This is a genomic window from Nocardia sp. NPDC057227, assembly GCF_042669725.1.
GTDB classification, from domain to species: Bacteria; Actinomycetota; Actinomycetes; order Mycobacteriales; family Mycobacteriaceae; genus Nocardia; species Nocardia asteroides_A.
This window is the reverse complement of sequence record NZ_JBHUXA010000028.1, coordinates 33,177-49,305: the sequence shown is the minus strand read 5'-3', so window position 1 is coordinate 49,305 and position 16,129 is coordinate 33,177. Positions and strand designations below refer to the sequence as shown.

Sequence of the window (16,129 nt, the reverse complement as noted above, 5' to 3'; positions counted from 1 at the left end):
GTCCCGCGGTCGCGGGTAGAAGGACGTCTCCATGCAGCAGCTCACTCCCCCGGTCACCCGTGCCCCCGACGGCTCGTTCGAGCTCTCCGCGGCGCAGCTCGGGATCTGGTTCGCGCAGCACATCGCCGGTGCGACGCCCATCTCCATCGCGCAGTACGTCGAGCTGAGCGGCGCCGTCGACGTCGCCGAGCTGGAGCGCGCGGCACGGCGGGCGGGCCGCGAGTTCGGCACCGGCTACCTGCGGATCGGGGAGGCCGACGGCAGGCCGTACCAGCTGGTCGACCCCTCGTTGGACGACAGCCTGGAGCTGCTCGACCTGCGCGCCGAGCCGGACCCGGAGGCGGCGGCGCAGGCGTGGATGCGGGCCGAGTACCGGGCGCCGCTGGATCCCGCCGCCGACCGGCTGGTGCACGTGGCGGTGTTGCGGATCGCGGAGGACCGCTGGTACTGGTACTCGCGCATCCACCACCTGGTGCTGGACGGCATGGGCGCGCTCGCCATGGTGCAGCGCACCGGCGAGCTGTACAACGCGGCGGTGGACGGCGTCGACCCGCCCGCCGCCAAGGCCGACGACCTGCGCACCATCGTCGCCGCGGACCGCGCCTACCGCGAGTCCGGCCGGTTCGGCACCGACCGCGAGTACTGGCTGGAGCACCTGGCCGGGATGGCCGACCCGGTGAGCCTGGCCGGGCGGGTCGCCGCGGTCGACGGCCACCCCACCCTGGTCTCCGGCGCGCTGCCGGAAAGCACCGCGGCGCTGCTGGATTCGGTGGCGGCGGCGGTGAACTCCGGTGTCGCCCCGACCGTCGTCGCGGCCTTCGGCGCCTACCTGGCCGCCATGACCGGCGCGCCGGAGGTGGTGCTCTCGCTGCCGGTCTCGGCGCGCACGACGGCGAGCCTGCGCCGCTCCGGCGGGATGATCGCCAATGTGGTCCCGCTGCGGCTCGCGGTGGGCCCGGCGACCACGGTCGGCTCCGTGATCCGGGCCGCGCAGGGCGAGCTGACCGGCGCGCTGCGCCGCCAGCGCTACCGCCAGGAGGACATCTTCCGCGACCAGGGCCGCGCCATGGACGAGGCGGTCTCCTTCGGCCCGTCGGTGAACCTCATGATGGTGGACACCAGGATCCGGCTCGGCGCCGTGACCGGGCGGCTGCACGTGCTCACCTCCGGGCTGATCGACGACCTCTTCGTGAATCTCTACCCCGGCGTCGGCGGCGAGAGCACGCACATCGACTTCCAGGGCAACGCCAACCTCTACAGCGAGGCCGAGCTGGCCGCGCAGCACCGCCGCTTCCTGCTCTTCCTGCACCGCTTCCTTGCCGCCGGGCCGAATTCTCCGCTGGCCGGGCTCACCGTGCTCACCGATGCCGAGCGCGCGGAGCTGGCACCGCGACACGGCGCGGCGGGCCCCGCCGTGCGGACGCTGCCCGAGATCATCGCCGCGGGCATCGAGCTCGACCGGAGTGCCGTCGCGCTCACCGGGGACGGCGGCGCGCTCACCTACGCCGAGCTGGATGCCCGCACCGCGCAGCTGGCCCGCGAGCTCGTCGCCCGCGGTGCCGGGCCGGAACGCGCTGTCGCGGTGTCGATCCCGCGCTCCGTCGACTCCGTCCTCGCCACCCTGGCCGTGGCGCGCACCGGTGCCGCCTTCGTCCCGATCGACCCCACCTACCCCGCCGACCGGATCGAGCACATGCTCTCCGACAGCGGCGTCGTCACCGGCGTGACGGTCGCCGCCGCGCTGCCGGGCCGGATCGACTGGCTGGTGCTGGACGATCCCGCCACCGCGGCCAGGATCGCCGGGCACCGCACCGAGCCGCCCGCCGTCCGGGTGCATCCGGACCAGGCCGCCTACGTCATCTACACGTCGGGTTCGACGGGGCTGCCCAAGGGCGTCGTGGTGCCGCACCGCGGCCTGGCCGGGCTGGTCACCGGCTCCGGCGACGGCTTCGGCGTCACCGCCGATTCCGTGGTCGCGCACGCGGTCTCGCCGAGCTTCGACATCTCGGTGGAGGAGATCCTGGTGACGCTGGCGCGCGGCGCCACGCTCGCCGTCGTCCCACCGTCGGCCTACGCAGGCGCGGAGCTGGCCGCGGTGCTGCACGGCAACGGAGTGACGCACCTGAACGTCACCCCGACCGTGGTCGGCTCGCTCGACCCCGCCACGCTGCCCGCGCTGCGCACCGTCGTGGTCGGCGGCGACGCCTGCCCGCCGGAGCTGGTGACCCGCTGGGCCGGCCGCACCCTGCTGAACGGCTACGGCCCCACCGAGACCACGGTCACCGCGACGCTCACCGGCCCGCTCGACCCGGACGCCCCGGTCACCATCGGCACCCCGCAGCCCGGGGTCGCCGCGGTGGTGCTCGACCCCTGGCTGCGCCCGGTGCCCGCGGGCACCACCGGCGAGCTGTACCTGGCCGGGCCGGGGCTGGCGCGCGGCTACCACCGCCGCACCGGGCTCACCGCCGCCCGCTTCGTGGCGAACCCGTACGCCGCGGGCGAGCGCATGTACCGCACCGGCGACCTGGTGCGCTGGACCGACCGCTTCGAGCTGGAGTACCTGGGCCGCAGTGACTTCCAGGTGAAGGTGCGCGGTTTCCGGATCGAGCTGGGCGAGATCGACGCGGCGCTGCACCGGCACCCCGAGGTCGAGTTCGCGCTCACCGTCGGGGCCGAGACCCCGTCCGGGGCGACCGCGCTGGTCTCCTACGTGCTGCCGCGGCCGGGTACCGCGCCGCACCCGGAGGCGCTGAAGGCGGCCGCCGGGGAGTCGCTGCCCTCGTACATGGTGCCGTCGGTGGTGCTGCTGCTGGACCACGTCCCGCTGACCCCGCTCGGCAAGGTGGACCGGAAGGCGCTGCCCGCGCCCGATTTCGGCGTAGGCGCGAGCACCGGCCGGGCACCGTCGACACCGCGCGAGGAGCTGCTGGCGCGGCTCTTCGCCGAGGTGCTCGGGCTGGAGTCGGTCGGCGTGGACGAGAGCTTCTTCGCGCTCGGCGGCGACAGCATCGTCTCCATCCAGCTGGTGTCCCGGGCCAAGGCCGCCGGGCTCGGCTTCGGCGCCCGCGACGTGTTCGAGCGCAAGACCGTGGCCGCGCTGGCCGCCGTCGCCACCGACGTCACCGCGGTCGCGGTGCGCGAACTGCCCGGCGGCGGAACGGGTCCGGTCGAGCCGACCCCGATCGTGCACGCCATGCTCGAGGGCGGCCACTGGCGGCGCTTCGGCCAGGCCGTGCTGATCGGGCTGCCCGCGGGCACCGACCTGGCCCCCGCGCTGCGGACCCTGCTCGACCACCACGACCTGCTGCGCTCGACCCTGCGCCGCGACCCGAATACCGACGGCTGGACCTGGGATGTCGCCGCTCCCGGCGCGGTCGACGCCCGCGACCTGATCGAGACCGTGCCCGGCGAGACCGATCTCGACGCCGCGCTGGACGCCGCTGCCGACCGGCTGGATCCGGAACGCGGCGTCGTCGTCCGGGTGGTCGTCGTCGAGCGGGACGAGCCGCTGGCCTGGCTGGTGCTGCACCACCTGGTCACCGACGGCGTCTCCTGGCGCATCCTGCTCCCCGACCTCGCCACCGCCGCGCTCGGCGGCACGCTCGCCCCGGTCGGCACCTCGTTCCGGCGCTGGGCGCACGGCCAGCGCGAGCACGCCGCCACCAGGGCGGCCGAGCTGCCGGTCTGGCAGCGCATCGCCGCCACCGACGACCCGCCGATCGGCTCCGCGCCCTTCGACCCCGCGCTCGACGTGGTGGGCACGATGGCGCAGGAGCACACCGTCATCGCGCCGGAGCTCACCGACGCCGCGCTCGGCGCCACCGCCGAGCGGTTCCACTGCGGCCCCGACGACGTGCTGCTCACCGCGCTCGCCCTCGCGATCACGCACTGGCGGGATCGGCGGACCGCGGTCTTCACGCTGGAGGGCCACGGCCGCGCCGAATCGATCCTGCCCGGCGCCGACATCACCCGCACGGTCGGCTGGTTCACCACCGTGCACCCGGCCGCCGTCGACCTCACCGGCATCGACCCCGCCGACGCGGGAGCGGCGCTCAAGGCCGTCAAGGAGCAGCTGCGCGCGGTGCCGGACAGGGGCATCGGCTACGGCATGCTGCGCTACCTGAACCCGGAGACCGCGCCCGCGCTCACCGGGCACCCCGAGCCGCAGATCAGCCTGAACTACCTGGGCCGGGCCGAGACCGACGGCAGCGGCCCCTGGCTGCCGCGCCGGTTCGCCGCCACCCAGGACCACCGCGCCCCGCTGGCCGCCGCGCTCGACATCAACGCGGTGCGCACCGCGGCCGGGCTGGAGGTCACCTGGGCCTACGCCGCCCGGCTGCTCACCGCCGCCGAGGTCGCCGAGCTGGCCGTGCTCTGGGAGTCGGCGCTGCGTGCGCTCGCCGCCGCGGCGACCGGGGGCCGGACGCCGTCCGACTTCCCGCTGCTCGCACTGGACCAGCCGCAGATCGAGAGCTGGGAGCGGGAGTACCCGGCGCTCACCGACGTGTGGCCGCTCTCGCCGCTGCAGTACGGGCTGCTCTTCCACGCCGTCTACGACACCGACACCGCCGACGGCTACACCGTGCAGTCGCTGCTCACCCTGGCGGGCACGGTCGACGCGGCCCGGCTGCGCGCCGCCGCGCAGGCGGTGATCGACCGGCACGAGAACCTGCGGGTCGCCTTCGTGGAGACCGCGGACGGGCCGCGGCAGCTCGTCGTCGCCGCCGCCGAGGTGGGCTGGCGCGAGCTCGACCTGCGCGCGGTGGCCGACCCCGAGGCCAGGCAGCGCGAGCTGGATCGGATCGTCGCCGTCGACGCCCGCACCCGCTTCGAGCTGACCCGCCCGCCGCTGGTCCGCTTCACCCTGGTCCGGCTGCCCGGCGACACCTGGCGGCTGATCCTCACCAATCACCACCTGGTGCTCGACGGCTGGTCGACGCCGCTGCTGGTCCGCGAGCTGCTCACGCTCTACGTCACCGCGGGCGACGCCGCCTCGCTCCCGCCCGCGCACTCCTACCGCGAGTTCCTGGCCTGGCTGGCCGAGCGCGACGACGCCGCCTCGCTCGCCGCCTGGACCGAGTCGCTGGCGGGCATCGACACCCCCACCCGGGCGCTGCCGAGCCTGGCCGGGATCGAGACCACCGAGACCGGCGCGGTCACGCTGGAGCTGCCGCGCGCGACCGTCGCCCGCTGGGAGAGTACGGCCCGCGCCGCGGGCGCCACGGTGAACACCCTGGTGCAGGCGGGCTGGGCGCTGCTGCTCGCCATGCTGACCGGCCGCACCGACGTGGTCTTCGGCGGCACGGTCTCCGGGCGGCCGCCGGAGCTGCCCGGGGTCGAGGAGATGATCGGGCTCTTCATCAACACGCTGCCGGTGCGGGTCCGGCTGGACCCGGCGGAGAGCGCGGCCGCGCTGCTGGCCCGGGTGCAGGCCGAGCAGGCGCGGCTGCTGGATCACCAGCACGTCGGGCTGGCCGCCATCCACGAGGCGATCGGGCTGGCCGAGCTCTTCGACACGCTCACCGTCTTCGAGTCCTACCCGATCGACCGGGCGGCGCTCTCCCAGGCGCTGGACATCGCCGGGATGCGGGTGCTGGACGTGGCGGGCACCGACGCCACCCCCTACCCGCTGAACCTCATGGTGATCCCGCAGCGCGGCGACGACGGCGACACCCTCGAGATCACGCTCAAGTACCTGACCGGGCACCTCGCCCCCGACGCCGCGCGGCCACTGCTGGAGCGCTTCGTCCGGCTCACCGACCGGCTCGCGGCCCGCCCGGACGCCCCGCTCGCCCACCTGCGCACCTGCGACGACGCCGAACTGGCCGCGCTGGCCCCGGTACGCGGCCCCGCCGGGGTCCCCCCGCGCACCCTGCCCGAGCTGCTCACCGCGGGCGCCGCGCTCGACCCCGACGCGATCGCGGTGCGCGCGGGCGACCTGAGCATGACCTATCGCGAGCTCGACACCTGGTCCAACCGGTTCGCGCGGATGCTGCTACGCCGCGGCATCGGCCGCGAGGTGTTCGTGATCCTGGCGCTGACCCGCTCGCTGGAGTCGGTGGTCGCGGTCTGGGCGCTGGCCAAGACCGGCGCGGCCTTCGCCCCGCTGGACCCGAACCACCCGGTGGAGCGGATCGAGCACATGCTCACCGATTCGAAGGCCCCGATCGGCGTCACCGTCACCGCGACCGGCGAGACGCTGCCGAGCACCATCGACTGGCTGCTGCTCGACGACCTGAACACGATCCGCCGGGTCATGACGGTCTCCGCCGACCCGATCACCGACGCCGAGCGCGGCGGCCCGATCTTCCCGGACCAGACCGCCTACCTGATCTACACCTCCGGCTCCACCGGCAAGCCGAAGGCGGTGCTGCTCAGCCACCGCGGCATCGCGAACATCGTCGCCTACCAGCGGGAAACGCTCGGCCACGACCCGGCGACCAGCGCGCTGCAGGTGGCCTCGCCGAGCTTCGACGCCTCGGTGTACGAGCTGCTCAGCGCGCACGCCTCCGGCGGGCGGCTGGTGGTGTCGCCGCCGGAGGTCTACGGCGGCGCCGCGCTGGCCGAGCTGCTCCGCACCGAGCGGGTGACGCACGCGGTGATCACCCCGTCCGCGCTGGCCACCATGGAGCCGGCCGGGCTGGACGAGCTGCGCGTGCTCGTCGTCGCGGGCGAGGCCGCGACCCCCGAGCTGCTGGAGCGCTGGGCGCCGGGCAGGCGCATGGTGAACGAGTACGGCCCCACCGAGTTCAGCATCTGGGCCACCGGCCCGGCCGAGCTGGTCGCGGGCGAGCGGATCACCATCGGCGGGCCGATCCGCGGTGCCGCGGCGGTGGTGCTGGACGGCTGGCTGCGCCCGGTTCCGGTCGGCGTGCCCGGCGAGCTGTACCTGGCCGGGCCCGCGCTGGCCCGCGGCTACTTCAACCGGTTCGGCATGACCGCGGCGCGGTTCGTCGCCGACCCGTACGGCGCGCCGGGCAGCCGCATGTACCGCACCGGCGACATGGTCCGCTGGACCGAGCGGCACGAGCTGGAGTACCTGGGCCGCAGCGACTTCCAGGTGAAGATCCGCGGGCTGCGGATCGAGCTGGGCGAGATCGACGCGGTGCTCTCCCGCGACGAGCGGGTGGAGTACGCGGTCACCATCGGCCGCGCCGGGCCGGTCGGCGCGACCGTGCTGGTGTCGTACGTGCTGCCCGCCGCCGGTGCTCCGCTCGACGTCGAGCTGCTGCGCGAGCGGGTGGCCGCGGTGCTGCCCGGGTACATGGTGCCCGCGTACGTGGTGGTGCTGGAGGCGATCCCGCTCACCCCGGTCGGCAAGCTGGACCGGGCCGCGCTGCCGATCCCGGACTTCACCGGCTCCGCCCGCCCGTACCTGGCGCCGCGCACCCCGGTCGAGGAGGCGGTGGCCGCCGTCTTCGCCGAGGTGCTCGAGGCCGAGCGGGTCAGCGCCGACCAGTCCTTCTTCGAGCTGGGCGGCAACTCGCTGAGCGCCACCAAGGTGGTGGCGCGGGTGAACGCGGCGCTCGGCGCGCGGATCGCGCTGCGCGACCTCTTCGACGCCCCGACCGTCGCGCAGCTCGCGGCGCGGGTGGTGCCCGCCATCGGGGCGGGCGGCGGGCGCGCGCTCGCCGCGCGGGTGCGGCCGGACCGGATCCCGCTCTCCCCCGCGCAGCAGCGCATGTGGGTGCTGAACCGGATGGATCCGGGCTCGCCCGGCTACAACATCGCGGTCGCGCTGCGGCTCACCGGCGCGCTGGACACCGGCGCGCTGCGCGCCGCCTTCGGTACCGTCGTCGCCAGGCACGAGAGCCTGCGCACCGTGTACCCGCAGGACGCCGACGGCGCCCGCCAGGTGGTGCTCGACGCCGCCGACGCCACCCCCGATGTCGCCCTGCGCGACGTGGCGCCCGCCGCGCTGCGCGCCGAGATCACCGCCGCGGCGGCCGTCGGCTTCGACCTGGTCGAGCAGGTACCGCTGCGCGCCACCGTCTTCCGGCTCGCCCCGGAGACGCACGTTGTGCTGCTGGTCGTGCACCACATCAGCGCCGACGGCGCCTCCATGGCCCCGCTCGCCACCGATCTGGTCACCGCCTACGCCAGGCACACCGCGGGGAGCGCCGAGACGGCGCCGCCGCTGCCGGTGCAGTACGCGGATTTCGCGCTGTGGCACCGGGAGCTGCTCGGCGCCGAGTCGGACCCGGATTCGGTGGCGGCGCGGCAGGTCCGGTTCTGGACCGACGCGCTGACCGGTGCACCGGACGTGGTCGAGCTGCCCGCCGACCGCCCGCGCCCCGCGGTGCAGTCGCTGCGCAGCGCCGACCTGGACTTCACCCTCGACCCGGCGCTGGCCGGGGCGCTGCGCGAGCTGGCAGCCGCGCACGGCGCGAGCCTGTTCATCGTGGTGCACGCGGCGCTCGCGGTGCTCACCGCGCGGCTCGGCGGCACCGGCGACGTCGTGATCGGCACCCCGGTGGCGGGCCGCGGCGACCGCGCCCTCGACGACCTGGTCGGTATGTTCGTGAACACCCTCGCCCTGCGCACCCCCGTCGATCCGGCCGCCACCTTCGGCGAGTTCCTCGCCACCGTGCGCGGCGCCGACCTGGACGCCTTCGCGCACGCCGACGTCCCCTTCGAGCGGCTGGTGCAGGTGCTCGACCCGGCACGCTCGACCGCGCACCACCCGCTCTTCCAGGTCACGCTGAGCCTGCAGAACTACGTGGCGCCGGTGCTGGAGCTGCCCGGCCTCCGGGTCGAGGTCGAGGACTTCGACCGCGGCTCCGCGCAGTTCGACCTCACCGTCGACCTGCGTGAACACGCGGACGGGCTGACCGGCGTCCTCACCTACGCCACCGACCTCTTCGACGAGCCCACCGCCCGCACCCTGATCCGGCGCTGGCAGCGCATCCTGAGCGCCGTCACCGCCGCGCCCGGCGTCCGGATCGGCGACATCGATCTGCTCGACGCGGCCGAACGCAGCGAGCTGGCCACCGTCGCCGGGCCGGAGACCGCGGGAACGGCGACGCTCCCGGCGCTCCTCGCCGGCACCGCCGACCGCTACCCCGACCGCCCGGCCGTGATCGCCGACGGCCTGACGCTCACCTACCGCGAGCTGGCCGAGCGCGGCACCCGGCTGGCCGGGCTGCTGCGCGGCGCGAACACCGACTCGGTGGTGGCGCTCGGGCTGCCGCGCGGCGCCGCGCTGCTCACCGGGGTGTGGGCGGCCGCGCTGGCGGGCGCCGCCTTCCTTCCGGTGGATCCGAAGCACCCGGCCGAGCGGATCGCGCACATGCTCACCGACTCCGGCGCCCGCACCGGCATCACCCTCGCCGCGTACCGGGACCGCCTGCCGGACACCGTCGACTGGCTGGTCCTCGACGACCTCGGCGACCGGCCGGAGGCCGCGCTGCCCGCGGTGCACCCGGACGACATCGCCTGGCTGATCTACACCTCCGGCTCCACCGGTACCCCCAAGGGCGTCGCGGTCGCGCACCGCGGCATCGCCGACTTGGTCGCCGCGCAGCGCGAGCTGCTCACCCTGGACGAGACCGCCCGGGTGCTGCAGGTGGCCTCGCCGAGCTTCGACGCCTCGATCTTCGAGGCGCTCATGGCCTTCGGCCACGGCGGCGCCGCGGTGGTGTCGCCGCCGGAGGTCTTCGGCGGCGCCGCCTTGGCCGAGCTGATCGCCGCCGAGGCGGTGAGTCACCTGGTGATCACGCCGTCGGCGCTGGCCACCATCGACCAGGAGACGGTGCCCGGCGTGCGGGTGCTCGCCGTCGCGGGCGAGGCCGTCGGGCCGGAGCTGGTGGCGCGCTGGGCGACCGGGCGCGACCTGGTGAACCTGTACGGCCCGACCGAGAGCACCATCTGGGCGACGGCCTCCGCGCCGCTGGCCGCCGGCGAGCCGGTGACCATCGGCTCCCCGATCCGCGGGGCGTCGGTGCTGGTCCTCGACGACCGGCTGCGGCCGGTGCCGGTCGGCGTCGCGGGCGAGCTGTACCTGGCGGGCCCGGCGCTGGCGCGCGGCTACCACGGCCGCCCCGGGCTCACCGCCGCCCGCTTCGTGGCGCACCCGTTCGCGCCGGGGCAGCGCGCGTACCGCACCGGTGACCTGGTGCGCTTCGCCCGCGCCGGAACCGCGCTGCGGCTGGAGTACATCGGCCGCACCGACTTCCAGGTCAAGGTGCGCGGCCAGCGCATCGAGCTCGGCGAGATCGACGCCGTGCTCGGCCGGCTCGACGGTGTGCGGCAGGCGGTGACGCTCGGCGTGCCCGGCCCCGGCGGCACCGCGCTCGCCGCCTACCTCGTGCGCGCCCCCGGCGCCGAGCTGGACACCGCGCGGGTGCGCGCCGCCGCGGCGGAGACGCTGCCCGGCTACATGGTGCCCGCGGCCTTCGTCGTCCTCGACGAGCTGCCGCTCACCGCCGTCGGCAAGCTGGACCGGAACGCGCTGCCCGCGCCGGAGTTCGGCACCGAGCGCGCGGGGTATCGGGAACCGTCGACGCCGACCGAGAAGATCCTGGCCGAGGTCTACGCCGAGCTGCTCGGGCTGGACCGGGCCGGGGCCGACGACTCGTTCTTCGCGCTCGGCGGCGACAGCATCCTCGCCATCCAGCTGGTGTCGCGGGCCAAGCAGCACGGCGTCACCTGCACGCCGCTGCAGGTCTTCGAGCACCGCACGGTGGCCGCGCTGGCCGCCGCCGCGGACGCGAGCGGCCCCGCGGTGGTGCTGGCCGAGCTGCCCGGCGGCGGGGTCGGCGAGTTCCCGCTGCCGCCGATCGGCCATTACATGCTGGAGCGCGGCGGCGACCACCGCCGCTTCGCGCAGACCGCCGTGCTCGACCTGCCCGCCGGAATCGACCGGGCCGGCATCGTGGCCACGCTCGCCGCGGTGCTCGACCGGCACGACATGCTGCGCGCCAGGCTGGTCACGCACGGCGAGCCGCGGGTGCTGGTCGCCGAGCCCGGCTCGGTTCCGGTGGACGGGCTGCTGCACCGGGTGCGGCACAGCACCACCGACCCGATCGAGCTCCGCGAGCACGCGGCGAGCGAGCTGGACGCGGCGCTGGATCGGCTCGACCCGGAAGCGGGCACCGTGCTGCAGTTCGTCTGGCTGGACCCGGAGTCCGGCACCGGCCGGCTGATCATCGTCGCGCACCACCTGGTGATCGACGGCGTCTCCTGGCGCATCCTGATCCCGGACCTGATCGGCGCATGGGCGCAGGTCTCGGCTGGTGCCACCCCGGTGCTCGCCGAGACCGGCACCTCGGTGCGGCGCTGGGCCACCGCGCTCACCGAGGAGGCGCACAGCGCGCACCGCACCGCCGAGCTCGGGCACTGGCAGGCGGTCGCCGCCACCCCGGACCCGCTGCTCGCGGCCCGCCGGCTCGACCCCGCGATCGACACCACCCGCACCCTGCGGCTGCTCGACCGCGAGGCCACCGCCGAGGTCACCGCGGCGCTGCTCACCACGCTGCCCGGCATCTTCGGCGGCGGCGTGGAGGACGCGCTGCTCGCCACGCTCGCGCTCACCCTGCTGCGGCTGCGCGGCGGCGCCGACCCGGTGCTGCTCCGGCTGGAGGGGCACGGCAGGCAGGAGGAGGTGATCCCGGGCGCCGACCTCTCCCGCACCGTCGGCTGGTTCACCAGCCTCTACCCGGCGCGGCTCGACCTCACCGGGATCGACATCGCCGAGGCGCTCGCCGGCGGCCCCGCCATGGGCGCCGCCATCCGCGCCACCGCACGGCAGCTGCGTACCGTCCCGGACCGGGGAATCGGTTTCGGGCTGCTGCGCTACCTGAACGCGGAGACCGCGGCGCAGCTCCCGGCCGAGCTGCCCGGCCAGGTCAGCGTGAACTACCTGGGCCGCTACGCCGCGGGCGACATCCCGGCCGGGCTGGACGGGCTGGGCTGGCTGCCCACCGACGCGCTCGGCGAGCTGCACGCGGGCGAGCACCCGGATGTGCCGCTGCAGTCCGTGATCGACATCAACGCCCTCGTCGTCCGGGACCGGTTGCAGATCACCGTCGGCTACCCCGGCGAGCTGCTGGACGAGCCCTTCGCGGCCCGGCTGGCCGACCTCTGGCTGGACACCCTGGCCGCGGCCGCCCGCTTCGCCGGCTCCGACGCGGCCCGTGCGTTCACCGAAACCGCGTCGGCCCCGGCCGGTTCCGGACTCGGCCTGGACGTGGTGCTCCCCATCCGGACCGGCGGAACCGAGCCCGCGCTGTTCTGCGTGCACCCCTCCTCCGGCATGGCCTGGACCTACCTCGGCCTCGCCGACCTGCTCGAGCCCGGCCGCCCGATCTACGGGCTGCAGGCGCCGGACCTGAGCGGCCGCGAGCCGTCGGCGCGCTCCATCGAGGAGTTCGCCGACCGCTACGCGAGGGAGATCCGCGCGCTGCAGCCGGAGGGGCCCTACCACCTGCTCGGCTGGTCGTTCGGCGGGCTCATCGCGCACCACGTCGCGACGAAGCTGCGCGCGCAGGGCGCCGAGCTCGGCGTGGTCGCGCTGCTCGACGCCGACACCGCCGATCTCGACGGCGCCAGCTTCGAACCGCTCACCCCCGGCGCGTTCGTGAACGCCTTCGGCTCGGTCTTCGGCATCGAGGACGTCCCCGCCGACGCCACCGCGGAGCAGGCCGCCGAGCACATCAGGGAGCGGCTCGGCATCGCGCTGATCGACGCGGGGACGCTGGAGCGGCTGGCCGGCTCGCACAACGCCTCCGCGCACACCAGGACCGGCTACCGGCGCCCGGTGTTCGACGGCGACATCGTCTACGTCTCCGCCACCGTCGACAGCTCGGAGATCTTCGGCGCCGAGAACTGGCGGCCCTACGTCACCGGCGCCATCACCAACCACGACGTCGCGGTCACCCACGACGAACTCACCGCACCGCACGCGCTGGCCATCGTGGCGCGCGTGCTCGATCACCACCTGGGAGGCCAGCGATGACCCACGGCGTCGTCGTCAGCGGAATCGAGAAGTCGTTCGGTTCCGTACGAGCACTGCGCGGCATCGACTTCCACGCCGAGCCCGGCGAGGTGCTCGGCATCCTCGGGCCGAACGGCGCGGGCAAGACCACCACCGTCAACATCCTCTCCACCCTGATCGAGCCGGACCGCGGCCGCGCGCTGGTGGCCGGGCACGACGTGGTCGCCGACCCCGCCGCGGTGCGCCGCTCGATCATGCTCACCGGCCAGTACGCCGCGCTCGACGACATGCTCAGCGGGCACCAGAACCTGGTCATGTTCGGCAGGCTCATGGGGCTGCGCAAGCGCGCGGCGCGGCTGCGCGCGGACGAGCTGATCGGCGAGTTCGGCCTCGAGCGCGCCGCCGGGCGGCCGGTCGGCACCTACTCCGGCGGCATGCGCAGGCGCATCGACATCGCCTGCGGGCTGGTGGTGCGGCCGGAGGTGGTGTTCCTGGACGAGCCGACCACCGGGCTCGACCCGCGCAGCAGGCAGGGGGTGTGGGACCTGGTCGCCGGCTTCAAGAAGGCCGGGATCACCACCCTGCTCACCACCCAGTACCTGGAGGAGGCGGACGCGCTCAGCGACCGCATCATCGTCATCGACCAGGGCCGGGTGATCGCCGAGGGCACCGCGGATCAGCTCAAGTCGCGCACCGGCGGCAGCTACTGCGAGATCGTCCCGCTGAGCACCGCCGACCTGCCCGCGGTCGCCCGCGCGCTCGGCACGCTGCTGCCCGAGGACCGCTACCCGGGCCCGGACGCCGACCGGATCGCCATCCCGGCCCCGGACGGCGCCAAGACGCTGGCCGAGGCGCTGCGCAGGCTGGACGGCGCCGGGGTCGAGCTGGTCGACATCGCGCTCCGCCGCCCCTCGCTCGACGATGTCTTCCTGCAGCTCACCGGCCACCTCGCCACCTCCATCGAGGTGACACCGTGACCGCGGCGACCGGCGCCGCCTGGCTGGCGCGGGCGGGCGCCGCGCCGCGGCGGGCACAGCAGTGGTGGGTGCTCACCTCCAGGCTGGTCGCCCCGGCGCTGCGCTCCGGTGAGGTGATCACCTCGGTGCTCGCCCCGGTGACCTTCACCGCCAGCTTCTACATCCCGCTGAAGACCATCATGACCTTCGCGGGCACCGGTTTCAGCAGCTACGCGCAGTACCTGATGCCGCTGGTGATCCTGCAGGCGGCCGCGTTCACCGCGGTCTCGGCGGCCTTCCGGGCCGCCTCCGACGCCGTCTCCGGGCTGAACCGGCGCTGGGGCTCGATGCCGGTGGGCCCGCTGGTGCCCGCGGCGGCGCGCCTGTCCGGCAATGTGTTCCGGCTGGTGGTGGCGATGCTCACCGCGGTGGTGTGCGGGCACGTGATCGGCTTCCGCTTCTACACCGGCGCGGCCGACACCGCCGGTTTCCTGTTGTTCTCGCTGCTCATCGGGGTCGCGCTGTGTCTGGGCGCGGATGTCATCGGCACCGCGTCGCGCAGCCCGGAGGCGACCGCGCAGGCGCTGGTGCTGCCCCCGCTGATCTTCGGCATGCTCTCCACCGGACTGGCTCCAGCGGCGCAGTTCCCCGGCTGGGTGCAGCCCTTCGTGCGCAACCAGCCGGTCTCGCAGTGGGCGGCCGCGCTGCGCGCGCTGGCAGGCGACTCGCTGCCGAACGCGGGCGCCGTCACCTGGTCGCTGCTGGCTCCCCCGCTGGCCTGGGCGCTCGGCATCGTGGCGCTCTGCATCCCCCTTTCCGTCCGGCTGAGCCGCAGGAGGGCCTGATGATTCCCACCGCAACCCCGCCGTCCGTCGCCGAGTCCTCGCTGCTCGCGTTCGGCGCGCACACCCTGATCCAGACCCGGCGGCTGCTGATGCGCTGGGTGCGCAACCCGGTGTCGCTGCTGGAGACGCTGATCGTCCCGTGCCTGCTGCTGGTCATGCTCGACACCGTGATCGGCGGGCAGATCCGCCGCTTCACCGGCAGCGAGGCGCTGTTCGGCTCGGTGCCGCTGGTCGCCGTCGTCGGCGCGCTCTCCGGCGCGGTGGCGGGCGGCATCCTGCTCGGCCGGGAGCGCGACGCCGGGCTGCTTGCCCGGTTCTGGGTGCTCCCGGTGCACCGCGGCTCCGGGATCGCCTCCCGGATCCTGGCCGAGGGCTGCCGCATCCTGGCGGGCACGGTCGCGATCGTCGCGGTCGGGTACCTGCTGGGCTTCCGGTTCCAGCGCGGGCTGCTGCCGTCGCTGGCCTTCTTCGGCATCCCGGTGCTCTTCGGCCTCGCCTTCGCCACCCTGGTGACCGCGGTCGCGGTCTTCACCGCGAAATCGACGCTGGTGGAGGGGATCACCATCGTCACCTCGCTGATGATGTTCTTCAGCACCGGCTTCGTCCCGCTGGCCGCGTACCCGCAGTGGATCCAGCCGGTGGTGCGCAATCAGCCGCTCTCCACGGCGGTGGACACCATGCGCGCGCTCGCCGAGGGTGGTGCGCTGGCCCGGCCGCTCACGCTGACCCTGGCGTGGTCGCTCGGCGCGATCGTGGTCTTCTCGGTTCCGGCGGCGATCGGATATCGGCGGGCGAGCAGGCGCTAGGGCAGGCGGCATCCGGTGTGCGCGGTGATCGTCAGCGATCGGTAGTCGGCGTACAGCGAGATGCCGGGGTCGCTCTCCCGTGCGCCGTCGAAGGTGACGTGGTGGTTCGGCGGCGTTCCGGAGCCGGGGCGCATGTCGTCGGCGCCGACGGCGGCGGCGAGTTCGCGGGCGGTCTGCTGGAGCTCGAACCAGCGGTCGGCGGGGATCGTGCCCGCGGCGATGCGGTTCGCGAGGCCCACGTTCACGCCGCCGGTCGGGCCGTAGACGCCGCCGCAGCCGCCCTCGACGCGCGGGCGCTCCGGATCGGAACGCCACTCCAGGCCGGGCGCGAGCGCCGTCGCCGCGGCGGCGATCCGCTCGACGGCGTCCAGCAGCGCCCGCTCCGATTCGCCGGAACGCGGCAGCGCCGCGACCTCGGCGGCGGCCGCGTCGTACTCCGCCGGGCTCGGCGGGTCCGGCGGATAGCCGAGCAGGGTGGCGCACCCGCTCACGGAGCAGGCCGCCGCGAGCAGGGCCGCGATCCGAATCATCATGTTTCCTCCCCGGAACGATGCACCGGAGTCTTCGCCGATCCGGCACGCGGCGTTT

Annotated in this window: 5 protein-coding genes; 4 read left to right on the top strand and 1 reads right to left on the bottom strand. The window is 74.9% G+C overall.

The annotated features are described in order from the left end of the window. Window positions 1-31 precede the first annotated feature (31 nt). The 4 genes from ACFUJ1_RS28975 to ACFUJ1_RS28960 are packed head-to-tail and all read left to right on the top strand — an operon-like array spanning window position 32 to window position 15,541. On the top strand, window positions 32-12,955 hold the full coding sequence (locus ACFUJ1_RS28975; protein ID WP_378650500.1) for an amino acid adenylation domain-containing protein: 12,924 nt from the start codon (window positions 32-34) through the stop codon (window positions 12,953-12,955). Continuing rightward, complete coding sequence (locus tag ACFUJ1_RS28970; protein WP_378650499.1) at window positions 12,952-13,911, top strand: ATP-binding cassette domain-containing protein; 960 nt, start codon at window positions 12,952-12,954, stop codon at window positions 13,909-13,911. The genes ACFUJ1_RS28975 and ACFUJ1_RS28970 overlap by 4 nt, the downstream gene beginning before the upstream one ends. Further along, complete coding sequence (locus ACFUJ1_RS28965; protein WP_378650498.1) at window positions 13,908-14,735, top strand: antibiotic transporter; 828 nt, start codon at window positions 13,908-13,910, stop codon at window positions 14,733-14,735. The genes ACFUJ1_RS28970 and ACFUJ1_RS28965 overlap by 4 nt, the downstream gene beginning before the upstream one ends. Next, the gene (locus ACFUJ1_RS28960; protein ID WP_378650497.1) at window positions 14,735-15,541 is read left to right on the top strand and encodes an ABC transporter permease; all 807 of its coding nucleotides are present in this window, start codon (window positions 14,735-14,737) and stop codon (window positions 15,539-15,541) included. The genes ACFUJ1_RS28965 and ACFUJ1_RS28960 overlap by 1 nt, the downstream gene beginning before the upstream one ends. Here the strand turns inward: ACFUJ1_RS28960 and ACFUJ1_RS28955 are convergent. Continuing rightward, window positions 15,538-16,074 (bottom strand): LppA family lipoprotein, encoded by a 537-nt coding sequence (locus tag ACFUJ1_RS28955; protein ID WP_378650496.1) that lies wholly within the window; start codon window positions 16,072-16,074, stop codon window positions 15,538-15,540. The genes ACFUJ1_RS28960 and ACFUJ1_RS28955 overlap by 4 nt on opposite strands. Window positions 16,075-16,129: the final 55 nt, after the last annotated feature.

What these genes read in the sequence shown, in the direction of transcription:
- ACFUJ1_RS28975 (WP_378650500.1), top strand. Translation starts at nt 32, where the DNA reads ATGCAGCAGCTCACTCCCCCGGTCACCCGTGCCCCCGACGGCTCGTTC.
- ACFUJ1_RS28970 (WP_378650499.1), top strand. Translation starts at nt 12,952, where the DNA reads ATGACCCACGGCGTCGTCGTCAGCGGAATCGAGAAGTCGTTCGGTTCC.
- ACFUJ1_RS28960 (WP_378650497.1), top strand. Translation starts at nt 14,735, where the DNA reads ATGATTCCCACCGCAACCCCGCCGTCCGTCGCCGAGTCCTCGCTGCTC.
- ACFUJ1_RS28955 (WP_378650496.1), bottom strand. Translation starts at nt 16,074, where the DNA reads ATGATGATTCGGATCGCGGCCCTGCTCGCGGCGGCCTGCTCCGTGAGC.